This is a genomic window from Mesorhizobium sp. LNHC209A00, assembly GCF_000502915.1.
Lineage (GTDB): Bacteria > Pseudomonadota > Alphaproteobacteria > Rhizobiales > Rhizobiaceae > Mesorhizobium.
In genome coordinates this window covers 1-22,487 of the sequence record NZ_AYWT01000034.1, presented here as the reverse complement: position 1 = coordinate 22,487, position 22,487 = coordinate 1, and the positions used below count along the sequence as shown (strand labels likewise).

The following is a 22,487-nucleotide window of genomic DNA, read 5'->3' as shown; positions in this document are numbered from 1 at the left end:
CCGGCTGCGAAGCCGCGGTCGCCGCAGCCCCCTCCCGTGCCTCCGAGACAAGCACCCGCTCCGCAGCCGGTGGCCATGGCACAGCCAGCCCGCCAGCGTCCGGCGGCGCCACCACCGGCTCCGGCGCCCGCACCGAAACCAGCGGCGCAAGCCTATCCATCGACCAATGTCACGCCGCTGCCTGCCTATGGCTCCGCCAACGCCAATGCCGCCAGGCACACGCCACCAGCGCCGACGCGGGACAGCATCGATGACACGCTGATGAAGGAACTCGAGGTTTCGCTCGACCAGCCCCGCTCCGGCGGCCCGGTAGGCAAACCGGCAGCCAAGGCGCCGCCCTCGCTCGACGATGAAATGACCAGGCTGTTGGGCGAACTTTCAAGCCAAAAGAAATGAACTGCGCCTGAGTCGCCTGCCAGTGACGTGGCTGGCCGGCATTCAAGCGTGTTCGAAACTATTGACGATGGCACGCATCGAACAAAAATGGCCGGACAGCCGGCCATCTGGAAATCAATGCAAAGGCGGTCTATCAATCGTCGCGATAGACCTTTTCACGGCGCTCGTGCCGTTCTTGCGCTTCGATCGACAAGGTGGCGATCGGGCGCGCGTCGAGCCGCTTCAAGGCGATCGGCTCACCGGTTTCTTCGCAATAGCCGTAGGTGCCTTCATCGATGCGCTGGAGCGCCGAATCGATCTTCGAGATGAGTTTCCGCTGACGGTCGCGGGCCCTGAGCTCGATGGCGCGGTCGGTTTCCGAAGAGGCGCGGTCGGCGAGGTCGGGATGGTTGGCGTTTTCCTGCTGCAGGATTTCGAGGGTTTCGCGCGCCTCGCGCAAGATGTCATTTTTCCAGGTGACGAGCTTCTGCCGGAAGTAGGATTTCTGCCGTTCGTTCATGAACGGCTCGTCTTCGGAGGGTACGTAATCGGCGGTAACGATGTCGTTCATTCGACTCACCCAACAGCCCCAAATTTGGCGCCTATATATTCGCCACCAGACGCCTGCACAAGCGCAATCAGCCACCGACTCACGCAATTGTTAAAGTGCGTCTCCAAGCTTCTCCGGAGCGGCATAAATCTGTTTTGATGGCGAAAGTACGACGATCCTCGCCTATCTCCCTGCAAGTGATTCGCCGCGCCGAAGCACGCACACCATTGTGCGTGCGGCTTTTCTCGTGGCTAATCGCGGCAGGACTTCAGCTTTCGGGCACGTTGGAGGTTGGGTGAGCAGGCTTTATCTGTTGCGACACGCCAAGGCCGGTTGGGCCTTGCCGGGCATGCGTGATTTCGATCGTCCATTGGACGCATCCGGCCACGCCGATGCCGAAAAAATGGGGACCGCGATGCGTTCCCGCTCCTATGTGCCGGACCTGACGCTGTGCTCCAACGCCAAACGCGCCAGGGAAACCCTCGAGGGTCTGGCCGGCCAGACCGACACAGGCAAGGTGCTGTTTTTCGACGCGCTCTACAGCGAGGACGCGGCCTGCTATCTCCGCCTCGTCCGGGATCATGGCGGCCCCGGTTCATTGCTGGTCATAGGCCACAACCCGATGACGGAGGATCTCGCCATGGCGATTTCGGGCGATGGCGGCGAGGCGGAGCGGGCAATGCTCAATCATGGCTTTCCAACTTCGGGTCTTGCGGTCGTCCGTTTCCCCGGCGATCTGGCGAAAGCGACCCAGGGAGCGGGCTATCTCGAAGCGTTCCTGACACCGGCCGATCCCTGATGCCGATTCCCAGCGCCATTTCAAAGCCGGGTTCCAGCGCCTATATCGGGCGGACGCAAGCCCGAGAGATCATGTTTTGGCATCATCGCTGACCACCTTCACCGACGAGGCAAGAATTGCCCTCGACACATTGTCGGGACGTGCCACCGGACTTTTTTCTCCATCGCTGCGTCTGGGTGTCACGGGTCTCTCCCGCGCCGGCAAGACCGTCTTCATCTCGGCCTTCGTCCACAATCTGATCCACGGCGGACGTCTGCCGCTGTTCGAGGCGCAGAAATCGGGGCGTATCGCGCGCGCCTTCCTCGAACAGCAGCCCGACGACGCCGTGCCGCGTTTTCAATACGAGGACCACATCGCCGCTTTGGTCAACGATCGCGTCTGGCCGGACTCGACCCGCGCCATTTCGGAACTGCGGCTGACGATCGAATATGAATCGGCCTCCGGCTGGAACCGCATGTTCTCGTCGGGCAAGCTGTCGGTCGACATCGTCGATTACCCCGGCGAATGGCTGCTTGACCTGCCGCTGCTCGGCAAATCCTTCGCCGATTTTTCGCGCGAAGCCCTCGAAATGGCCACGCTGCCGGTCCGCGAGGACCTTTCGCGGGCCTGGCGAGCGATCTCGGCGGAAATCGACCCGAATGCCGACGCCGACGAAATGACGGCACGCCGGCTGGCTGAAAGCTTCGCCGCCTATCTCAAGGCATGCAAGCTCGACGAACGGGCGCTTTCGACCTTGCCGCCCGGTCGTTTCCTGATGCCCGGCGATCTCGAAGGCTCGCCCGCGCTGACTTTCGCGCCGCTGGCCGGCCTGGGCGACAGGCGTCCGCGCAACGGCTCGTTGCACGCCATGATGGAACGGCGCTACGAGGCCTACAAGACGCATGTCGTCAAACCGTTCTTCCGCGAGCACATCACGCGCCTGGACCGCCAGATCGTGCTCATCGACGCCATGCAGGCGCTGAACGCCGGGCCTGGTGCCATGGCCGACCTGGAGCGCGCCGTCACCGAGATCCTCGGCTGTTTTCGCCCCGGCCGGGGCAGCTTCATAACCGACCTGTTCTCCCGGCGTATCGACCGCATCCTGGTCGCAGCGACCAAGGCAGATCATCTGCACCACGAAAGCCATGACCGGCTGCAGGCGATCGTACGGCGCCTTGCCGACCGCGCCGTGGCGCGGGCGAATTTCACCGGCGCCGACGTCGACGTCGTCGCCATGGCGGCGGTGCGCGCCACCCGCGAAGGCACCGTCAAACAGGGCCGAGAGACATTGCCTGTTATCATCGGCACGCCGATCGCCGGCGAGAAGATCGATGGTGAAACATTCGACGGAAAGACGGAAACAGCTATATTTCCTGGTGATTTGCCAGAGAACATTGATGCTGTTTTCGACCTTTCGGGGCCGGATCACAGGCAGAACTCCACGGACCCGGCAATCCGCTTCGTCCGGTTCCGTCCGCCGAAACTCGAACGCACGGCCGAAGGTGTCACGCTGTCGCTGCCGCATATCAGGCTCGACCGCGCCTTGCAGTTCCTGATCGGAGACCACCTGGCATGACCGCGCCCCGCAAACCGGCGGCATTCCGCATCGAGCCGGAAGCCACGCCGAAACAAGACGCGCCACAAGCACGCCACACCGAACCGTCGCGCAGACCGCGCTCCATGAAGGCCGATGTGGCGCTGGTCATCCCGGCGGAGGTCGACGTCTTTGACGAACCGGACATTATTGCCGCCGAGCCGCCGCCATCGGTCGCCCCCAGAAGGCGCTCGGTTCTCGGCAGCATCTTCTTCGGCGCCTTCGGCGTGCTGGTTTCGCTGGCTGTCGGCCTGTGGACCGCACAGTTGATACGCGATCTCTTTGCCCGCGCCGAATGGCTGGGCTGGCTGGCCGCCGGGATGGGGGCGATTGCGTTGCTGGCGCTTCTGGTAATCCTGATTCGCGAGTTCCTGGCCATCGCCCGCCTCGCCGAGGTCGAAAAGCTGCAGAAGCGCGCACTCGATGCCATCGCGCGCGACGATCCTAAGGCGGCACGCGCGGTGGTCGACGAGCTGTCGGCCTTTGTCGCGGCCAAACCCGAGACCGCTGCCGGCCGGCGCGCGCTGGCCGAATTGCGGGGCGAGATCATCGACGGCGCCAATCTGGTGCGCCTGGCGGAGGCTGAAATCCTCGGCCCCCTCGATGTCAGGGCCAAGGTGATGATTCTCGAGGCCGCCAAGCGGGTCTCGCTGGTGACGGCGGTGAGCCCGCGCGCCCTGGTCGATGTCACTTACGTCGTGTTCGAGGCCGGGCGCCTCATCCGCCGGTTGTCGGAACTCTATGGCGGACGGCCCGGAACGCTGGGTTTTTTCCGCTTGGCGCGCAGCGTACTGGCGCATCTGGCGGTCACCGGTTCGATCGCCATCGGCGACAGTTTCGTCCAGCAGATCGTCGGCCACGGCCTGGCGGCCCGCCTCTCGGCAAAGCTGGGCGAAGGCGTCGTGAACGGCATGATGACGGCGCGCATCGGTCTCGCCGCGATGGAGACGGTGCGCCCCCTGCCCTTCAGCGCAGCCAGGCGCCCGGGACTGGGCGATTTCCTCGCCGCGTTGACTTCGTTCGCAACCAAGAAAGACGCCGAGACAGCCGGCTCTAGCAAATAGCGTCCAGCTCTTCGGAACGATGATCGGACTGCTGTTTCGAGGGCCCGCGGTGACGAAGCATTAACCAATCTTCTTCATGGTCGAACCGGTTTCAAACAGCCTCGTTGTTGCCGGGTGTCGTCGATGAAAAGCGTAATACTGTCCAGCGTCCTGCCCCTGGCGGCGGTGATCACAGCTGTCGTCGGCATCGCCTCGGCGGCCTCTGCCACGGAACCGGACAAGCAGTTTTTCCAGTCGGCCGAAGGCAAATGGGTTGGCCCGGGCGAGATCGTCGCCGGCAAGTACAAGGGCACGAAATTCAACTGCAGCTTCACCGGTTCCACGCCGGACGGCAAGATGGGCATGACACTGGACGGCGGCTGCCGGGTCGGCATGTTCACCCAGCCCATGTCGGCCAAGATCGAGCGCAAGGGCCGCGACTACAAGGGTTCCTTCATGGGCGGCGCTGCCGGCGCCGGCCTCGATATTATCGGCGGCAACGTCGTCGACGCCCACAAGGTGGTCTTCACCATCAACCGCAACCAATTGCGCGGTGTCATGCAGGCCCGCATTCCCGACGACAATTCCATGACGGTAACGGTTGCCGTGCGCGTTCAGGACCAGTTGGTGCCCGTCATCGGCATGAGCCTGAAGCGCGTCGATGCCGTCGAAGTCGGCTCCATCGCGCCGAACTGAGCGCACCCTCGCCTCTGTTTCTTTGCGCAATTCCGGTCGGAAAAACACTTTTCCTAGGATTGTTCGAATACATCCCACAAAACATAGAGGCGGCAGCCCATCGCCACCGCCTCCTTGGAAACGGACGAACCAGGCGTCAGCCCTTGATCGCCTTGGTCAGCTCGTCATACGCCTTGCAGGCATCGGCCAGGGTCGTGGAACCCTGATACTTGGTCGTCACTGCCTGGACCTTGGCGGTCAGGTCAGCCGCCTTGGACGGATCCTTGGTGATCGCCTCCTGCAACGCGGCGGCCATTTCCTGCGCCTTTTTGGTCGCGATCTCGGTCGTGCATTCCGGCGCCTTCGAACAGGCCGAGCCGGCAAGCACCGCCAGCCCGACGGCAACGAGCAAAAACTTCTTCATGTCAGTCATCTCCTCAAAAGGGTGCGACTTGATCGCCGCTCACCCCCAATGGCCGAAGCCGAGCGTGCTTAGCCTTCGATTGCGGCAACAAGCAACGCGCGCATGGCGTAAACTTGTGTAAAGAGCCTGCTGCAACATTGCGGCGGTTCGATTTCAGCCCTTCCATATCAGCTGGCGCAAAGTTCAGCCGCGAGGCTGCAGCAGAGCGAGCACAGCTGTCGATGCAGCAAGGACGGCCGTAACGGTCAACGGCGCCGTGGCACCATAGGTGTCCACGACATAGCCACCGACAACCGCGCCGATCGTGATGGCAACCTGGAAAGAGACGACCATCAGGCTGCCCGCTGCTTCCAGCGCGTCAGGTGCCGCACGTGAGAGATTGGTTGGCAGCACCACCGGCCCCATGCCGAAGGCGAAGCCCCAAAGCGTGACAAACCCGAAGGCAACGCCAATGTGCACGCCCCAAAGCACCAAGGCCAGCGCCGCGACCGCCATTAACGCGGCGGTGACCACGAGAGCCATGTGAATATTGGCATCGGCCATGCGACCGCCGGCAATGTTGCCGATCACGGCGGCGATGCCAAATCCAAGCAGAGCCAGGGCAATTGGACCGGTTGCAAGCAGCGTGACGTGTTCGAGGAAGGGCCGCACATAGACAGAACCAGCAAAATGCCCCGTCATCAGCAAGACAATAGCCAACATGCCGATTTGAATGCCGCGCCGCCGTGTAAGCCGAAACACGTCCGCAAGACTGTTGCTCGCTGTCGCCGGCAAGGTCGGCAGGCTGAGCAACTGCGCCAACATGGCCAATACGGCCAGCCCCGCTGTCATGGCCATGGCGCTGCGCCATCCCAGCCAGTCGCTGATCAACGCCCCCATCGACGGCGCGGCAATGGTGGCGAGCGAGACGCCGAGGGTGACGATAGCCATGCCCCGGCCTGTCGCATTGGCGCCAACCAGCCTCGCCACGACGGCGACCGAAAGTGCCCAGAAGGCGCTGAGAGCGATCCCCAGCCCGGCCCGGCCTAACAACAATAGCCAGAAATTGGGTGCCAGCGCCGCAAGAATATTGGAAGCGACCGCCAAGGCCATGAGACCGACCAGCACCGTCTTGCGGTTCAGTCGGCCGATGAGAACATTGCTCAACATGGCCGTCACGGCGCCGACGGAAGCTGTGGCGGTGACGACTTGTCCGGCCGTTCCCTCACTGATGCCGAGATCGCGCGCCATTGGCGTCAGCAGGCCTGCCGGCAGGAATTCGGCCGACACCAGGGCAAAGCTGGTGGCCGCCAGTGAAATGACCGCGAACCAGGTGGCTGCGCTCCACGCGGCTGGCGTGTCGGCGTCAGGGCCAATGGCGGCGTCTTCAAGCTGTAATGTTGTGTCTGTCACGGAAAGATCTCCAAAGTTTGGAGATCTTCATAGACGAGTTATGTCGGATGATATGTATCTTAAAATCCGAAATTCATGTCTATTCGTCCGGGATTTGTGCGACGCACAATTCCCGGCGAGACATTGGTGATGCGCTTGAACGCGCGAGCGAAGGATGCCTCGGAATCATAGCCCAAACGGGTAGCGACCTCGGCAACCGACAAGCCGCCTTGCCCCAACAACTCGCGGGCAAGCTGCATGCGCAGACGGGCGAGATAGCGTGCGGCACCCTCGCCTAACACCGCGCTGAAACGCGCGGCGAAAATCGATCGCGATTGGCCTGCCACGCTTGCAAGGCTTCCCAGCGTCCAGTTGTGGCCGGGGTCTCGATGCATGGCTGCAAGAGCGCGGCCGATATGGGGATCGCGGATGGCTGTGAGCCAACCTGTGGTCGAGGCTCCGTTGCAATTGACCCAACAGCGGATGAGCCGGGCTGTCAGCAAATCCGCCATACGCGACAAGATGGTGGCGCTGCCCATCTGCGGTTGTGCGGCCTCCATCGTCATAGCCGCCAGCAAAGGACCAACGACCGGGTCGTTGCCGGCCACGTCGCACCCCTTGATGACAGGCGGCATCAGCGTGATCAATGGATTGAGCGCACAGGAGTCCAAGGCCATGGATCCGCAGAAAAGGGTGCTTGTCGCGCCTGTCCCTTCCCGCACCACTTCGCAGACATTGCCCCCTAACTTGATCACCTGGCAGCCCTCAAGCGAGTCGCCCACCACGTCCGGCGCACTCGCCAGCCGATGGGCGATGCCCTGCGGCAGCAGCACCAGATCGCCATCGCGCAACTCTTGCCAGCCTTGCGTTTCGGTATGAATCCAGCACGGACCCTGGCCGACAAAGTGAAAACGTAGCAGCGATTGTCGCGGAAATTCTATGCTCCATGGATGTCGGAGCTCGCAGCGACCATAATTGACGCCACTCAGGCGAAAGTCTTGCAGGACTTCGCTGAGCGCATCCATCGGGATATGGGGCGGCGATGCCGGCTGGGACGAACGATCAAGCATGCAGCTGATATAGATGCCGAACGTCCCGCAGACAAGCGGAGACCGTTGTTGCACCGGGGGGCAGTCGCACCGACAGCACCCTACCCTTCCTGGCAGGCTACCCGCCCTTGCCTCCCGCTCCCACTGCATGCAAGGAGTGCTATACGAAAAAGGGACAGAGCATGGCGGCAGAGGCAGCGGGCAGCGATCTCATTCAGGTGGTGGCATTGCTGGCGGCGGGCGTGGTGGCCGTCCCGATCTTCAAGCGCATGGGTCTGGGTTCGATTCTCGGTTACCTGGCCGCCGGCGTGGTGATCGGTCCGTTCGGCCTCGGCGTCTTTTCCGAATCCGGAGCCATCCTCCATGTCGCCGAACTCGGCGTGGTCATGTTCCTGTTCATCATCGGCCTGGAAATGCAGCCGTCGCGGCTCTGGGGCCTGCGCCGCGAGATCTTTGGGCTTGGCGCGCTTCAAGTCGGCGTCTGCGCGGTGCTCTTGACTGGTGTCGGCATGGCCGGAGGATTTCCGATCGCGCAATCCTTCGTCGCCGGCGCCGGCTTCGTGCTGACCTCGACGGCCATCGTCATGCAGCTTCTGGAAGAACGCGGCGAAATCTCCGCGCCCAAGGGCCAGCGCATCGTCTCCATCCTGCTGCTGGAGGACCTGGCCATCGTGCCGCTGCTCGCCTTGATTGCTTTCCTGGCGCCGGGCGGTGCCGGCACCAGCCTGTCGGAGCGGCTGACCGAGGTCGGCATCGGCATCGCCGCGATCATCGGCCTGGTGGTGGCGGGACGCTATCTGCTCAACCCCTTCTTCCGCATCCTGGCGGATGCCCGTGCGCGCGAAGTGATGACGGCCGCGGCTCTGCTGGTGGTGCTCGGATCGGCGCTTGCCATGCAGCTCAGCGGCCTGTCGATGGCGATGGGCGCGTTCCTGGCCGGCGTGCTGCTCTCGGAATCGACGTTCCGCCATCAGCTCGAAGCCGACATCGAGCCGTTCCGCGGCATCCTGCTCGGTCTGTTCTTCCTTGCGGTCGGCATGTCGCTCGATCTGCACGTGGTGGCCGCGAACTGGAAGCTGATCGCCGTGTACGTCGTGGCTTACATGGTGATGAAGGCTTTCGGCATCTACATCGTCGCCCGCATCCTGAAATCAGGCCACCGCGAGGCACTGGAGCGCGCGGTCTTCATGGCGCAAGGCGGTGAATTCGCTTTCGTGCTCTATTCCGCGGCCGCCGCCGTCGGCATCATCGACGGCCAGGCAAACGCAACGTTGACCGCGATAGTCATCATCTCCATGGTGCTGACGCCGCTGGCGATCATCGCCCTGCGCTATTTTACGCCACGGGACGAGCAGTCGCTGGACGGCGTCGAAGTCGCCGACGGCCTGACCGGCAGCGTGCTGGTCATCGGCTTTGGCCGCTTCGGCCAGATCGCTAGCCAACCCCTGCTCTTGCGCGGCATCGACGTCTCGATCATCGACAACGATGTCGAGATGATCCAGGCGGCCGCCGATTTCGGCTTCAAGGTCTATTATGGCGACGGCACGCGGCTGGACATCCTGCACGCGGCCGGGGCCGGCCGGGCGCGGGCCGTGCTCATTTGTGTCGACAAGCCCGACGCCGCCATCCGCATCGCAGAACTCGTCAAGGCTGAGTTCCCCTTGCTTACGGTGCTGGCCCGTGCGTTCGACCGCGGCACGGCGCTGCAGCTCATCCGCACCGGCGTCGATTATCAGCTGCGCGAAACCTTCGAATCGGCGCTCGTCTTCGGTGGCTCGACCCTGGAGGCGCTGGGCGTCGATCCCGAGGACGTCGCCGAAACGATCGAGGACGTGAGGCGCCGCGACACGGCCCGGTTCGAGACCCAGCTCGCCGAAGGCATCCGCTCGGGACAGCGCTTCCTGAAAGGCAATATCGGTACGCCGATCCCGACCCCGCTCTCCACGCCCCGCCGTCCTGGCCAGGCGCTCAACGAGGAAACGGCCGGCGTCCTGCATAAATCCGAATCGGCGGATTGAGGGAATTAGCCATGGAATTGGACAGCAGAGCCCTGTCGATCACCAAATTCTGGCGCGACGCCGGCGAGGATTCATGGTTCGAGAAGAACGACGCTTTCGATGCCGATTTCCGCGACCGCTTCCTCGACCTCCACTACGCAGCCGCGCGGCGCGAATGCGATGTCTGGTCAAGCCATGCCGAGGGCTCGCTGGCGCTGATGATCCTGCTCGACCAGTTCCCGCGCAATTGCTTTCGCGGCACCGGCCACATGTTTGCGACAGACCCTTTGGCAAAGCATTTTGCGCAAAAGGCGGTGGCCGCCGGCCACGATCTGGCGCTGGACCCGGAGGTCCGCGTGTTCCTCTATTTGCCGTTCGAACATTCGGAAGATCTTGCGGACCAGGAGCGGTCGGTTGAACTTCATACCGCCAGGGCCGCGTTCAATCTGAAATACGCGCTGGAACATCGTGATATCATCCAGCGCTTCGGCCGCTTTCCGCACCGCAACCGGATGCTTGGCCGCGAGACCACGGCTGAGGAAAAAGCATTCCTGGATGACGGTGGTTTTTCCGGCTGATCCGCGATTTAGCGCCGCCACCAGTCCCGGCCCGACGGCAGCCGCTCAATGCCGGCCGCATCGACCGCGCTCAGGCGATCCACCACCCGTTTGCCGCCGACGGCAAGATCCGGCGCGATTTCGGCCAACGGCGCCAGCACGAAGGCGCGCTCCAGCATGCGCGGGTGCGGCACCTCCAGGCCCGTTTCATGGATGACGCGGTCGCCGAACACCAGGATGTCTATGTCGATCAGGCGCGGCCCCCACCTCTCCTCGCGCACGCGTTTGAGCTTTCGCTCGGCATCGAGGCAGAGGTCGAGCAATGCCCGCGGCGACAGCCGCGTCGACAATTCGGCGGCCGCGTTAAGGAAGTCCGGCTGGTCGAGCTTGCCCCAGGGCGGCGTCCGGTAGAGCGAGGAGACGGCGGCCACGTCGGTATCGGGATCGGCGTCGAGCAGGCGCAACGCGGCCCCCATCGACGCCGCCGGATCGCCCAGATTGCCGCCGAGGCTCAGATAGACGGTGTTACTCGGGCCAGACAACGGTCACCTCGACGTAATCGAGCACGCCAGGCACCGGCGCATTGGGCTTGCGAACGGTGACCTCGGCTTTCCGGATCTGGGGAAAGCGCCCGGTGAGGGCCTTCGCGACTTCCAGCGCCAGCGCTTCGATCAGGAAGCGCCTGTGTCCGGTGATGATCTCCTCGATGACCGTGAAGGCAACGCCGTAATTCACCGTTTCCCCGATGGCGTCATCGACGAGCGCGCGTCCGGGCTCGACGGTGAGCGAGGCATCGACATAGAAGCGCTGCCCCAGCGCTTCTTCCTCGTCCAGCACGCCGTGCCGGGCAAAGAAGGCGCAGTTCTTCATGCGGATGACATACATGGCTCAGCGTTCCGATCCGGTTTCCCGCGCCAGCATAGCATCCGCCACGGCCAGCGCGTCCACGTTGATTGCGACATCATGGACGCGAAACAGATGCGCGCCCTTGAGCCGGAGAATGACGCTGGTCGCCGCCGTGCCGGCCGCCCGGTCGGCGGCGTCGCGGCCGGTGACGGTGCCGATGAAACGCTTTCGCGACGTACCGGCCATCAGCGGGAGGCCGAGCGCGCCAAGCTCGGCAAACCGTGCCATCAGATCGAGGTTTTCCTCCGCCGTCTCCTTGGCGAAGCCGAAGCCGGGGTCGAGCACGACATGGTCGTCGGCGACACCTTGCCCGCGCCCGATCTCAAGCGATTTTCCCAGGAACGCCAGCTGGTCCGCAATCACATCGGGCAGCTTGTCGCGATCCCGTCCGGTATGCATGATGACGAGCCCGGCCCCGGTTTCGGCCGCCACCCGCGCAATGTCGGGCTCGCGCTGCAGGCCCCAGACATCGTTGACGATATGCGCACCGGCCTTGACGGCGAGCCGCGCGGTGTCGGCACGATAGGTGTCGACCGAAATCAGCACGTCGCCGACCTGCGTCAACGCCTCGATCACGGGCAGGATACGGGCCTGCTCCTCGCTGGCCGATATCGCGGCGGCGCCCGGGCGGGTCGATTCTCCGCCGACATCGATGACGGCAGCTCCTTCCCCGATCATGCGGCGCGCCTGGACGAGCGCGGGTTCAGGAGCATCAAACAAGCCGCCATCGGAGAAGCTGTCGGGTGTGACATTGAGGATGCCGACGACGACGGCCTTGCCGCCAAGCTCGAGATGGCGCCCATGCGCCAGTTGCCATCGCCCCGCCGTCATTGCGCTTCAACCATGGGCTCATCAACCAAGGGGTCATCAACGATGTGTGATCCGCATTGGATCGAATCCGTTGCGCCGGCGAAGGCCGTAAAGCAAGGTGATTGAAGAGGCAACATGATGATACGCTCCCTGCTCTGCGCACTGCTGCTTACCGTCGCCGTTCCGGCGGATGCGGCCAATCTGGTGAAGACATACAGCTATTTCGCCATTGGCGGCAGAACCCTGGAGGATATCGAGCAGCAACTTGCCAAACACGGGCCCCAGGTCAAAAGCACGGGGTCGCGCCACCCTGGCGCCACCCAGATGGCTTTCACGACACGCATCAGCTACGCCAGCCAACCGGGCTCCTGCCGGATCGCCGACGCGGTCGTCACCGTCAAGGTCAAGGTGATCCTTCCCGAATGGCGCCGCCCGGGCAAAGCCGACGCCGATGTGCGGCTGTTCTGGGATACGTTGTCCGCCGACATCAAGCGCCATGAAGACCGCCACGTCGAGATCGCCCAGAACCACGGCCGCGCGCTGGAAGACGCCCTGAAGGCAGCTTATCCGCAGAAGGATTGCGATGCCGCGAAGGTCAATGCCGCCGCGATCACGGCGGCCGAGCTTGCCAGGCACGATCGGGACCAGGTGCGGTTCGACCGTGTCGAAGGCGCCAATTTCGAAAGCCGCATCCTGCGGCTGCTGCGTTACCGGATGGAACGCATCGAGAGCGGCCAGTTACGGCCGCCGGCCTGAATCTCCTCGCCGCCTCCGTTCGCCTGGATGGAAGCCAACCGGGCGGAAGCGTAGTGCCAGCCTGGATTTTTTTTCGAGCAACGGTCGAAATCGGCCTATACGGAACGACATATCCAGGGTTGCCAAGGGCACAATCCGGAAGCACGGGCATCACGATCGATCGCGCCGCGGATGCACCAGACAAGCCCAATGGTGATGCGGCAGCGCAAAGTGCATGGACGAGAAGATTTATGGACCAGGCTGTCGACAAGCAGGCCGTGGCGGCCGCCAGCGCGCCGCTGAGCGAAAGCGAAAAGAACGCCATTATCGGCGGCGTCCTCCTGTCGATGCTGCTGGCAGCCCTCGACCAGACCATCGTCGCGCCCGCCATGCCGACCATCGGGCGCTTGCTCGGCAATGCCGAATACCTGCCATGGATCGTCACCGGCTACCTCTTGACCGCAACCGCCGTGGCACCGCTTTACGGCAAGATTTCCGACGTCCATGGGCGTCGTCCGACCGTCTACGCGGCAATCCTCATCTTCCTTGCTGGATCGCTGGTCAGCGCACTGGCCCCAAACATGTTCATCCTCATCCTGGGTCGCGCGATCCAGGGGGCCGGTGGCGGCGGTCTTTTCGCGCTGACGCAGACCGTGGTCGGAGACCTCGTCCCGCCGCGCGAGCGGGCGCGCTACGCGGCGTGGTTTTCCGGCACCTGGGCCGTCGCCAGCGTCGCCGGGCCGCTGCTGGGCGGCACCTTCGCCGAGCATCTGCACTGGTCTCTCATCTTCTGGATCAATATCCCGCTGGGCTTTCTAGCCATGGCGATCATCAACAAGCCGCTCAAGAAGCTGCCCATCGCGGCCAAGAACCACAGCATCGATGGTCTTGGCGCATTGCTGCTGATCGTGGCAACGGCGCTGTTGCTGCTGGCGCTGAACTGGGGCGGCAGTGCCTACCCCTGGTTATCGCCTGAAGTCATCGGCGTCCTGGCGTGCTCGGCGCTGTTCTGGAGCGCCTTTGCCTTGCGGCTAATGCGGGCGGCCGAACCGCTCATCTCGCTCGAAGTGCTGGGCAACCCGATCGTCCTGGCCGGCACCCTGTCGATGTTCCTGCTCCAGGCCTCCAGCGTCGGCCTTGCCGTCTATCTGCCGGTCTATCTGCAGTCGATACTTGGCCTGACGGCGAGCGAGTCGGGCATTGCAATGCTTGGCCTTCTGCTTGGAACCGTGGGCGGCGCCGCTTCCAGCGGCCGCCTGATACCACGCTTCACCCACTACAAGCGCATCGCCATGGTCGGCGTCATCTTCGCCATCCTATGCATGGGCCTGCTGGCCTTTGTCGCCGGCCATGCATCGCTGCTTGTCGTCGAAGTCCTGACCATCTGCATCGGGCTGGGAACCGGCACGACATTTCCGGTAACCACCGTGTCCGTGCAGAACGCCGTCGACCGCATGCATCTTGGCGTGGCAACGGGGGTGCTTACCTTTCTGCGTTCGCTGGGCAGTGCATTGGGGGTCGCGATGCTGGGCGCGGTGGCTCTTGGCTTTGGGTTGCCGCTGGCCGGCGAAGGCGTTCGGGTGGCTGGACATGTCGTATCGGCCGAACCCTTCGTGATGATCTTTCTCGTCGCGGCCGGCACTCTGGGGCTGGGCCTCGTCACGCTGACGTTGATGCCCGAGAAAGAACTTCGAGGCCACGTCGACGATCCGGCGTCGATCCTGACGGAATAACTAGCCGGAGACGCCGAGCTTCTTTTGCAGGCTCGTGGACGAGGTCGTGTACTGGAACACGATGCGCTCGCCGGGGCTGACGATGCGCTTGGCGGCCTGCGCCATCAGCGCCACCTCGTGAAAGCCCGACAGGATCAGCTTCAGCTTGCCCGGATACCAGTTGATGTCGCCCACCGCGAAAATGCCGGGCACCGAGGTCTGGAACTTCTCGGTATCGACCGGGATCAGGTTCTCGTGGAGATTGAGCCCCCATTCCGCGATCGGGCCGAGCTTCATCGTCAGTCCGAAGAACGGCAGCATGCGGGTGCAAGGCGCCTCGATGTCGCCATCCGGGCCGCCCTTGATGGTGGCCGATGACAGCTGGCCGTCGGCCCCGGTGAGCCCGGTCACCTGACCGACTCTGAATTCCAGCTGCTTCATCTCCTGCATGGCGTACATCTTGTTGACGCTGTCGGGCGCCGCGCGAAACTCAGCCCGCCGGTGAACCAATGTCACGCTCTTTGCCACCGGCTGCAGGTTCAGCGTCCAGTCCAGCGCCGAGTCGCCGCCGCCGACGATGACAAGGTCATGGCCGCGGAAATCCTCCATCCGGCGCACGGAATAGAAGACGCTCTTGCCCTCATAGGGTTCGATGCCGGGGATCGGCGGACGCTTGGGCTGGAATGAGCCGCCGCCGGCGGCGATGACCACTACCTTGGCCTCGAACACCTCGTTCTCGTCCGTGGTGACGCGAAAGCCGCCGTCTTCCAGCTTCTCAAGGCTGGAGACCATGCGGTTATAGGTGAATTCAGGCTTGAACGGCGCGACCTGTTCGAGCAGCTTGTCGACGAGCCCTTGCGCCGAGATCGAGGGCCAGCCGGGAATGTCGTAGATCGGCTTTTCCGGATAGAGTTCCGCGCATTGGCCACCGGGCTTGTCGAGGATGTCGATCAGGTGGCATTTTAGGTCCAGCAGGCCGAGCTCGAACACGGCGAACAGGCCGACCGGCCCCGCCCCGACAATGAGAACGTCTGTGCTGATGATGCCGGTCATGATGCGCCTCGCTTCGAAAGTCCGGGCGAGACTGCATGACCAGCGGCCCGCTGCCAAGCGTCAGCGGCAAAAATCGCCCATGCTGGCTTTCAGCCCTGACGCTCGGGCACCCGCACGATCAGGCCGTCGAGCGCATCGCGTACCTTGATCTGGCAGGACAGGCGCGAGTTCGGCTGGACGTCGTAGGCGAAGTCCAACATGTCTTCCTCCATCGCCTCGGGCTCGCCGACTTCGGCCGTCCATGCCTCATCGACATAGACATGGCAGGTCGCGCAGGCGCAGGCGCCGCCGCACTCCGCCTCGATGCCAGGGACAGCGTTGCGGATGGCGTTCTCCATGACCGTCGAGCCGTTTTCGGCGTCCACGTCGAAATGTGTGCCGTCATGGGCGATGAAGGTCAGTTTGGTCATTTGTCACCTGAAGGGAGTTTCGCCCCGGACGAAGGGAGTTCGCCCGAGGGGAAAGCGAGTTTCGCCCGAGATAATCACTCCGGCAAACAAGTCAACTGCCGTGCGAAAGCGGCGCTCCGTGACGTTTTTGTCGCAAACCTGGATCAGCGATTGATGGCGGCGATGAAGTCGCGCACTTCGTCGATCAGCCGGCCGAGCCGCTTGAGCGTCTGGGCGTCCTCCGGGCGATGCTCGATATCGGTGACGCAATCGGCGATGGCGAAGGCACCCACGCCGCGGGCCGACCCTTTCAAACCATGAGCCAGCAGGAGCCGGTCCTTGATGTCGGCATCGACTATTTTGTCGCGTACTGACAGTGCCTGCTGTACAAACAGCGCCAGCACCTCTTGCTCGAGGGCGCGGTCGCCCATCGTTTGCCGGGCAAGGTGTGCCAAATCGACCGGTCGGGACTGCCTCGTTCCCGATACGTCGCCCCCCGGCATCGAGAAGGCAATGCCGCTTTCGCCACGCATGAACTCGAACTCCATTTTCTTCGGTCGCCTGAAAACCTAGGCGAATCCAGTGGACAACGGGTTAATGAATGGCCGGGAAAAATGTTGCGAAAGCGGCGCCCAAATCACGCTTCCGTTAACCTTATATTTAAAGTTTTACGTATCCCGCGGAATGCATGTTTTCTTTACCCCCCTGTGTCATTACGATACGAGGGTCCATTTTCAGCCTCCTGCGCGGGGGTAAGACAAACAGAATCATAAGCCCCCGCGGCAGCTAGTACAGGGTAGCGAAGGCATGGCGAAGAAACCAACGACGACCAGAACTCTCGACAGCGACGTAGCCAGGGAACTCGAAAAAGCGCTCGATCTCGACCTGAGCGGCGATACCGATAGCGGCGACCTCGATATCGCGGCTTCGATGGAAGATCTGGAAGCGCAGATATCACAGGCCGCCGACGAACTGGCGCGCGAGGGACGCAATCAGCAGCCGGCGCCAGTCGTCAATCAGCCCCAGGCCGCGAAGCCCGCTCCAACGCCCAAGCCGGCCGAACTTCGCCCGGTCGAGACGCGCAATGGTGGCCAGCCCGCCGGCTTCGCGCCAGCCAACGACGATCGTCAGAAAGACTACAAGACCCTTCTGCACAGCCTGAACAGGCGCGCCTCCAACACCATTTACTGGGTCATCGCCTTTGTCTCGCTCGCCTGGATCGCGGGCGCCGGCGGACTGGCGAACCTGCTTTTTGGACCGAGCATCTGGCGGATCCGCACGCTGGACCAGTTCTTTGCCCGCCCCGAACTGATCGGCCTTGCCGTCGCGGCTATCGTGCCTGTCATCCTGTTCTGGGCCTTCGCAACGATGATTCGCCGCGCTCAGGACATGCGCATCGCCGCGCAATCGATGACGGAAGTGGCCTTCCGCCTGACCGAGCCGGAAAACATGGCCCAGGATCGCGTCATGATGATCGGCCAGGCCGTCCGCCGCGAGGTGGCTGCGATGGGCGAAGGCATCGAACGCACCCTTGCCCGTGCCGTCGAACTGGAAACGCTGGTCCACAGCGAGGTCAACCAGATCGAGCGTTCCTATTCGGAAAACGAAACCCGCATAAGGTCGCTGGTCGACGGATTGGGCAGCGAACGCGAAGCGGTGGTCACCCATGCCGAACGCGTCCGCGCCTCGATCTCCGGTGCGCACGAGACCCTGCGCGATGAAATCGGCGCGGCAAGCGACATCATCCGTGACAGCATCCTCAATGCGTCGACCAAACTGTCGATGACGATCACCAATTCCGGCGACACGCTGATCGACCGGATCAACGAAAGCTCGATGTCGATCTTCGATTCGGTGGAAGGCCGGCTCGACAACATTACCGACCGGCTTTCGACCTCCGGCGAGGCTTTCGCCAGCCTGCTCGACACCCGTATCGCCAAGCTGACGGACACCACGGACGGCTTGACCCGTTCGTTGACGGACCTGCTCGACGATCGCACCACCGGCATGGTGTCGCTGCTCGGCGGCGCCGCGCGCACCCTCAATTCCGAGTTCGAGGCCAGCCTCAACGGCATCGAGCGCACCTTGGCCGAACGCGGCCAAGCGCTGATCAGCGAATTTCAGACCCGCGCGGAAGCGCTGGACACCGGCACCCAGAAGCTCAATGCCGCGCTGGAAGCCCGCGCCCGCCAGATCAACGAAACGCTGGTCGAGCGCGCGCGTGAAATCGCCCACACCTTCGCCGAGAGCAAGGACACGCTGTCGGCCATGATCGATCAGGGCAAGACCCAGATCGGCGCCGACATGGCCGACATCGTCACCTCGACCTCTTCCATGCTCGAAGCGCGCGCCAGCGATTTCGCCGGCCGCATGGAGGCAGCCCGCCACGTCGTGTCGCGCTCCTTTGACGCCGACATCCAGCGGCTTGCCGACGCGCGCGTCGGTATCGAGGAAGCCGTCGAAAACCATAGCCGCAAGCTCTCCGAGAGTCGCGAGCGCATGGCGGCAGCCATGCAGGCGGACCTGGAGAAATTCGACGAAGGCCGCGCCGGCATCGATGCGGCGGTGACCAATCAGGTACAGAGGCTGGCCGAAGGCCGCGGCCTGATAGCCCGTGCGCTTGAAGAAGACCTGCGCAAGGTCAACGAATCGCGTGCCGCCATCGATGCGTCGCTCGGCAGCCACCTCGAAAGGCTGGAGGAAGGCCGCAACCGGCTCTCACTGGCTCTCAACGAAGACTCCGGAAAATTGGTGCAAGCTCGTACCATCATTGATGAAATGGTGGCCGGGCATGTTGGAAAACTGGCCGAAGGCCGCAACATTTTGTCGCGCGCCTTGGAGGCCGATCTCGGCAAATTGTCCGACAGCCGCGCCGACATAGACGGCCTTGTCGCCGGCCAGGTCGAGAAAATCGCCGAGGGCCGCGCGGTGCTCGCCAAGGCGCTCGAAAACGACATTGCCGGTATCAAGAACCTCATCGAGGCGCATTCGGCGAAACTGGCCGAAGACCGCACGCAGCTCGGCCGTTCGCTCGAAAGCGACCTGTCGGGGATACGTGGCCTGATCGACAGCCATTCCGGGCGCCTGGCGGAAGACCGCGGCCTGCTGTCGCAGACGCTCGAAGCCGACCTCGCCAAGCTGGCCGAGAGCCGCTCCAGCATCGACGGTCTGGTCGCCGGCCAGGTCGAGAAGCTCGCCGAGGGCCGCGACATCCTCAAGCGTGCGCTGGAATCCGACCTCAATACGATCAAGAACGTCATATCGAGCCAGTCGGACAGACTGGCCGAGGATCGCGGGCAGCTCTCACGTGTTCTGGAAGCCGATCTGCAGAATGTGAACAGCGTCATCGCCGACCACATGAACAGGCTGGTTCAGGATCGCTCGACCTTGTCGAAGGCGCTGGAGGACGATCTCGCCAAGCTGGCCGAAAGCCGCTCCGGCATCGACGGCCTGGTCGCCGGCCAGGTCGAGAAGCTCGCCGAGGGCCGCGACATCCTGCGCCGCGCATTGGAAGCCGACCTCGGCACCGTCAGAAACACCGTTGCCGATCAGTCCCAGAAACTGGTCGACGACCGCGCCCAGTTCGCCCGCGCGCTGGAGGCCGATCTCGAAACCGTCAACAGCCTTGTCAACAGCCACTCGGACCGACTTGCCCAAGAGCGTTCGACACTGTCGAAGGCGCTTGAGGCCGACCTCGAGACTGTCGGCAGCCACGTCAACAATCACGCCGAACGGCTTGTACAGGAGCGTTCGACCTTGTCGAAAGCTCTCGAAGACGATCTTGCCAAGCTGGCCGAGAGCCGCTCCAGCATCGACGGTCTTGTCGCCGGCCAGGTTGAGAAGCTTGCCGAAGGCCGCGATGTCCTCAAGCGTGCGCTGGAGGCAGATCTTGCCAAGCTGGCCGAAAGCCGCTCCAGCATCGACGGTCTGGTCGCCGGCCAGGTCGAGAAGCTCGCCGAAGGCCGCGACATTCTCAAGCGCGCTCTCGAAGCTGACCTGCAGAAGCTGACCGAAAGCCGCGGCGATATCGACGATATCATCGCCGGACATGTCGGCAAGTTGTCCGAAGGCCGCGACATGCTCAGCCGCGCGCTGGAAGATGACCTCGGCAAGCTCGCCGAGAGCCGCAAGGACGTCGATCGTTCGCTGTCCGGCCACATCGACCAGATCGCGGCCAGGAGCACGGACATTTCCGCCGCGATCGCCGCCGATGTCGACAAGATCGAGCAGGCGTTCAGCCGCCAGACTGGCATCATCGAGGAACGCGCCGGCACCATGGAGCGCGCGCTCTCGACTGGGGTCGACAACGTCCGTAACGTGCTCGAGAAGAGCGCTGTCTTCGTCGCCGGCGCATTGCGCGAAAAGGTGCTGGAAGTCACCAGCACGCTGCACGAACAGGCCGGTGCGGCCTTCAGCGACGCCGATCGCAAGATCGCCGAGCGCGCCGAGCAGACGTCCGCCGCCCTGCTGGCCCGGGCCGAAGACATCGCCCGCACCTTCGAGGAGGCCGATCGTCGCCTCCACGCCCGTGCGGAGGATACTTCGAACGCCCTGCTCGCCCGCGCCGATGACACCTCCAGCTCGCTGCTGGCCCGTGCCCACGAAACCGCCGATCAGCTCGCTGCCCGCGCCGGCGAGATTGCCGGCACCTTCGACATGGCCGACCAGAAGCTCGCCGCCCGTGCCCAGGAAACCGCCGATCAGCTGGCTGCCCGCGCAAGCGAGATTGCCGGGACGTTCGACGCGGCCGACCAGAAGCTGGTCGCCCGTGCGGTGGAAACGGCGCAGTCGCTGGCCGCCCGCGCCGGCGACATCCTGCGGAACTTCGAAAGCGCCGACCAGCGGCTCGGCATGCGCATCGGCGAATCCGCCGAGGCGCTCGCCGCCCGCGCGTCGGACCTCGGTCGTATTTTCGATGCCGCCGACCAGCATTTGGTCTCGCGCATCGCCGAGGGTTCGGGCGCGCTGTCCAGCCGGGCATCCGAAATCGCCCGCATCTTCGACGACGCCGACCAGCGCCTGGTTTCGCGTATCGCCGACAGCACCTCGACGATCGGCGAGCATGCGCAGACCATTGTCGGCGCCTTTGCAAGCACCGAGCAGCGGGTCGCCGATCGCGCCCGCCAGACCGGCCAGGAGCTGGCCGTGCACGCCCGCGAAATCGAGCAGGCGCTTGCCGGCGCCGACGAGCGTCTTGCATCGAGCGCGGCGGCAGCGGCCGCCCGTGTCGAAGAACAGATCGCTGGGGTCGAAAACCGGCTCGCCTACACCGCCGAAACCATGGGCCAGAAGCTCAACGAGCAGGTGTCGAGTGCCGAGGCACAGCTCGTATCGCGTGCCAATGTGATCGCGGAAACCTTCACCGCGGTCGGACAACATATCGGCCAGAGCACCAACGACGCGGCCAAGACGATTGGCGCCAACACCCGCGAGCTCAACACCATGCTCGCGGCGCGGTCGGCCGAGATGTCGAAGATCCTCGACGAAACCGCGCGGCCTTTGGTCGAGCGCTTCGCCCAGGGCGGCTCGGAATTGCAAAAGAGCATGGAAGAGGTCACGGAGCGCGCGACCGAGAAGCTGCGCAGCGAAAATGCAGCCTTGGTCAACGCACTGGCCAGCCGCACCGCCGAGACCTTGTCGGCGGTCGAAGGCGCCCGCTCGTCGCTGTCCGACAGCGTCGCCGATCTGATCGGCCGTATGACCAAGTCCAGCTCGCAGCTTGGTCAGCTGATCGAACAGGCCGCGGTCAACCTCGGCGAGGTCGACGAACGTCTGACCGGCAGCACGCAAAGCTTCGCGGCGACAACCGAAAAGGCGGCGCAGACCTTTGCCAGCTCGGCGCGTCTGGTCGATTCGAACACGACGAGACTGACGGAACTGTCGTCGTCGACCTTGCGCGAAGTCGCCTCGATCGCAACCAAGTTCGATGAACACAGCCGCTTGCTGGCTAGCGCCTCGGACCTGTTGAGCTCGGCCCAGAGCAACCTCGAACACACGCTGGAAAGGCAGTCCTCACTTGAGGACCTCGCCGTCGGCCTGGTCAAGAAGTCGGAAGATCTCGAAAGGGTCATGCGCTCGTTCGAAAATCTCGTCGGCCAGACCCTGCAGAACGCCGAGGGCAAGACGATGGAGTCCGCCGACAAGATCCGCAACGCCATCACCGACGTCGTCGATTCGGCAACCAAGCGCTTCGCCGATGCGACCGAGGAGATGCGGCGCACCGCGGGCTCGATCAAGAGTGAACTCGACCTCACCCGCGCCGAACTCAAGAAGGGCGTCATCGAGATGCCCGAAGAGGCAAAGGAGTCGACATCGGCCATCCGCCGCGCCGTTTCCGAGCAGATCAACGCCTTGAAGGAGCTTTCGGACATCGTGGCGAAGTCCGGTCGTGGCGGCGACTCTTCAGAATCGCGCCCCTTGCGTCCTGCGCCGCAGGCGCCGGCGGCGCGCGCCGCCGAGCCGCCTCGCC

Annotated in this window: 19 protein-coding genes and 1 pseudogene; 10 read left to right on the top strand and 10 right to left on the bottom strand. The window is 63.7% G+C overall.

The window, feature by feature from the left end:
* A pseudogene (locus tag X739_RS137205) lies at positions 1–396 on the top strand (hypothetical protein); the annotation flags it as partial.
* Between the two features lie 133 nt (positions 397–529).
* Here the strand turns inward: X739_RS137205 and dksA are convergent.
* The gene (gene dksA / locus X739_RS137210) at positions 530–946 is read right to left on the bottom strand and encodes an RNA polymerase-binding protein DksA (RefSeq protein WP_015317688.1); all 417 of its coding nucleotides are present in this window, start codon (positions 944–946) and stop codon (positions 530–532) included.
* Between the two features lie 274 nt (positions 947–1,220).
* Here dksA and X739_RS137215 point away from each other — a divergent pair, with 274 nt between their 5' ends.
* The 4 genes from X739_RS137215 (at position 1,221) to X739_RS137230 (ending at position 5,036) form a co-directional block, all read left to right on the top strand.
* Complete coding sequence (locus X739_RS137215) at positions 1,221–1,724, top strand: histidine phosphatase family protein (protein ID WP_023773895.1); 504 nt, start codon at positions 1,221–1,223, stop codon at positions 1,722–1,724.
* Positions 1,725–1,800: 76 nt separating this feature from the next.
* Positions 1,801–3,279: a YcjX family protein gene (locus tag X739_RS137220; RefSeq protein ID WP_023796559.1), complete on the top strand. Its 1,479-nt coding sequence runs from the start codon at positions 1,801–1,803 to the stop codon at positions 3,277–3,279.
* Positions 3,276–4,361, top strand: a complete 1,086-nt coding sequence (locus X739_RS137225; RefSeq protein ID WP_023796558.1) for a TIGR01620 family protein — start codon at positions 3,276–3,278, stop codon at positions 4,359–4,361. Before X739_RS137220 ends, X739_RS137225 begins: the two co-directional genes overlap by 4 nt.
* A 123-nt stretch (positions 4,362–4,484) precedes the next feature.
* Positions 4,485–5,036, top strand: coding sequence for a hypothetical protein (locus X739_RS137230; protein WP_015317684.1), 552 nt, complete (start codon positions 4,485–4,487; stop codon positions 5,034–5,036).
* Positions 5,037–5,172: 136 nt separating this feature from the next.
* On the opposite strand, the gene X739_RS137235 is transcribed toward X739_RS137230, so the two are convergent.
* The 3 genes from X739_RS137235 to X739_RS137245 all read right to left on the bottom strand — a co-directional run bounded on the left by X739_RS137235 (position 5,173) and on the right by X739_RS137245 (position 7,880).
* Entirely contained in the window at positions 5,173–5,439 is a 267-nt protein-coding gene (locus X739_RS137235; RefSeq protein WP_023773897.1) for a hypothetical protein, read from the bottom strand.
* Positions 5,440–5,622: 183 nt separating this feature from the next.
* The gene (locus tag X739_RS137240) at positions 5,623–6,831 is read right to left on the bottom strand and encodes an MFS transporter (protein ID WP_023796557.1); all 1,209 of its coding nucleotides are present in this window, start codon (positions 6,829–6,831) and stop codon (positions 5,623–5,625) included.
* 59 nt (positions 6,832–6,890) lie between these two features.
* Positions 6,891–7,880 (bottom strand): AraC family transcriptional regulator, encoded by a 990-nt coding sequence (locus X739_RS137245; RefSeq protein WP_031252645.1) that lies wholly within the window; start codon positions 7,878–7,880, stop codon positions 6,891–6,893.
* Between the two features lie 161 nt (positions 7,881–8,041).
* On the opposite strand from X739_RS137245, the gene X739_RS137250 reads away from it, so the two are divergent.
* Positions 8,042–9,877 carry a monovalent cation:proton antiporter-2 (CPA2) family protein gene (locus X739_RS137250; RefSeq protein WP_023773900.1) on the top strand — a complete coding sequence of 612 codons (1,836 nt, stop codon included), beginning with the start codon at positions 8,042–8,044 and terminating at the stop codon, positions 9,875–9,877.
* 11 nt (positions 9,878–9,888) lie between these two features.
* On the top strand, positions 9,889–10,434 hold the full coding sequence (locus X739_RS137255) for a DUF924 family protein (RefSeq protein WP_023773901.1): 546 nt from the start codon (positions 9,889–9,891) through the stop codon (positions 10,432–10,434).
* Positions 10,435–10,442: 8 nt separating this feature from the next.
* Here X739_RS137255 and folK read toward each other — a convergent pair whose 3' ends face one another.
* Genes folK through folP form a run of 3 tightly spaced genes read right to left on the bottom strand, consistent with a single transcriptional unit; the run spans position 10,443 to position 12,150 of the window.
* Positions 10,443–10,955: a 2-amino-4-hydroxy-6-hydroxymethyldihydropteridine diphosphokinase gene (gene folK, locus X739_RS137260; RefSeq protein WP_023773902.1), complete on the bottom strand. Its 513-nt coding sequence runs from the start codon at positions 10,953–10,955 to the stop codon at positions 10,443–10,445.
* The gene (folB, locus tag X739_RS137265) at positions 10,939–11,298 is read right to left on the bottom strand and encodes a dihydroneopterin aldolase (RefSeq protein WP_023773903.1); all 360 of its coding nucleotides are present in this window, start codon (positions 11,296–11,298) and stop codon (positions 10,939–10,941) included. Before folB ends, folK begins: the two co-directional genes overlap by 17 nt.
* A 3-nt stretch (positions 11,299–11,301) precedes the next feature.
* Positions 11,302–12,150: a dihydropteroate synthase gene (gene folP / locus X739_RS137270; RefSeq protein WP_023773904.1), complete on the bottom strand. Its 849-nt coding sequence runs from the start codon at positions 12,148–12,150 to the stop codon at positions 11,302–11,304.
* A gap of 114 nt (positions 12,151–12,264) precedes the next feature.
* Here folP and X739_RS137275 point away from each other — a divergent pair, with 114 nt between their 5' ends.
* Positions 12,265–12,885: a DUF922 domain-containing protein gene (locus X739_RS137275; RefSeq protein WP_023785176.1), complete on the top strand. Its 621-nt coding sequence runs from the start codon at positions 12,265–12,267 to the stop codon at positions 12,883–12,885.
* 230 nt (positions 12,886–13,115) lie between these two features.
* Positions 13,116–14,597, top strand: a complete 1,482-nt coding sequence (locus X739_RS137280; RefSeq protein WP_023796555.1) for an MDR family MFS transporter — start codon at positions 13,116–13,118, stop codon at positions 14,595–14,597.
* Here the strand turns inward: X739_RS137280 and X739_RS137285 are convergent, their stop codons facing one another.
* The 3 genes from X739_RS137285 to X739_RS137295 form a co-directional block, all read right to left on the bottom strand.
* Positions 14,598–15,629 (bottom strand): NAD(P)/FAD-dependent oxidoreductase, encoded by a 1,032-nt coding sequence (locus tag X739_RS137285; RefSeq protein WP_023796554.1) that lies wholly within the window; start codon positions 15,627–15,629, stop codon positions 14,598–14,600.
* Positions 15,630–15,718: 89 nt separating this feature from the next.
* On the bottom strand, positions 15,719–16,039 hold the full coding sequence (locus tag X739_RS137290) for a 2Fe-2S iron-sulfur cluster-binding protein (RefSeq protein ID WP_015317672.1): 321 nt from the start codon (positions 16,037–16,039) through the stop codon (positions 15,719–15,721).
* A gap of 143 nt (positions 16,040–16,182) precedes the next feature.
* Positions 16,183–16,551, bottom strand: coding sequence for an Hpt domain-containing protein (locus X739_RS137295; RefSeq protein ID WP_015317671.1), 369 nt, complete (start codon positions 16,549–16,551; stop codon positions 16,183–16,185).
* Between the two features lie 274 nt (positions 16,552–16,825).
* Between X739_RS137295 and X739_RS137300 the strand changes: the two genes are divergently transcribed.
* On the top strand, positions 16,826–22,487 hold a 5,662-nt coding region (locus X739_RS137300), incomplete at its 3' end, for a kinesin (protein WP_023796552.1).

Bases quoted from the DNA above. Each gene is read 5' to 3' on its own strand.
- X739_RS137285 (WP_023796554.1), bottom strand. From the start codon at position 15,629: ATGACCGGCATCATCAGCACAGACGTTCTCATTGTCGGGGCGGGGCCG.
- X739_RS137295 (WP_015317671.1), bottom strand. From the start codon at position 16,551: ATGCGTGGCGAAAGCGGCATTGCCTTCTCGATGCCGGGGGGCGACGTA.
- X739_RS137235 (WP_023773897.1), bottom strand. From the start codon at position 5,439: ATGAAGAAGTTTTTGCTCGTTGCCGTCGGGCTGGCGGTGCTTGCCGGC.
- X739_RS137280 (WP_023796555.1), top strand. From the start codon at position 13,116: ATGGACCAGGCTGTCGACAAGCAGGCCGTGGCGGCCGCCAGCGCGCCG.
- X739_RS137250 (WP_023773900.1), top strand. From the start codon at position 8,042: ATGGCGGCAGAGGCAGCGGGCAGCGATCTCATTCAGGTGGTGGCATTG.
- folP (WP_023773904.1), bottom strand. From the start codon at position 12,150: ATGACGGCGGGGCGATGGCAACTGGCGCATGGGCGCCATCTCGAGCTT.
- X739_RS137245 (WP_031252645.1), bottom strand. From the start codon at position 7,880: ATGCTTGATCGTTCGTCCCAGCCGGCATCGCCGCCCCATATCCCGATG.
- folB (WP_023773903.1), bottom strand. From the start codon at position 11,298: ATGTATGTCATCCGCATGAAGAACTGCGCCTTCTTTGCCCGGCACGGC.
- X739_RS137230 (WP_015317684.1), top strand. From the start codon at position 4,485: ATGAAAAGCGTAATACTGTCCAGCGTCCTGCCCCTGGCGGCGGTGATC.
- dksA (WP_015317688.1), bottom strand. From the start codon at position 946: ATGAACGACATCGTTACCGCCGATTACGTACCCTCCGAAGACGAGCCG.
- X739_RS137255 (WP_023773901.1), top strand. From the start codon at position 9,889: ATGGAATTGGACAGCAGAGCCCTGTCGATCACCAAATTCTGGCGCGAC.
- X739_RS137275 (WP_023785176.1), top strand. From the start codon at position 12,265: ATGATGATACGCTCCCTGCTCTGCGCACTGCTGCTTACCGTCGCCGTT.
- X739_RS137225 (WP_023796558.1), top strand. From the start codon at position 3,276: ATGACCGCGCCCCGCAAACCGGCGGCATTCCGCATCGAGCCGGAAGCC.
- X739_RS137290 (WP_015317672.1), bottom strand. From the start codon at position 16,039: ATGACCAAACTGACCTTCATCGCCCATGACGGCACACATTTCGACGTG.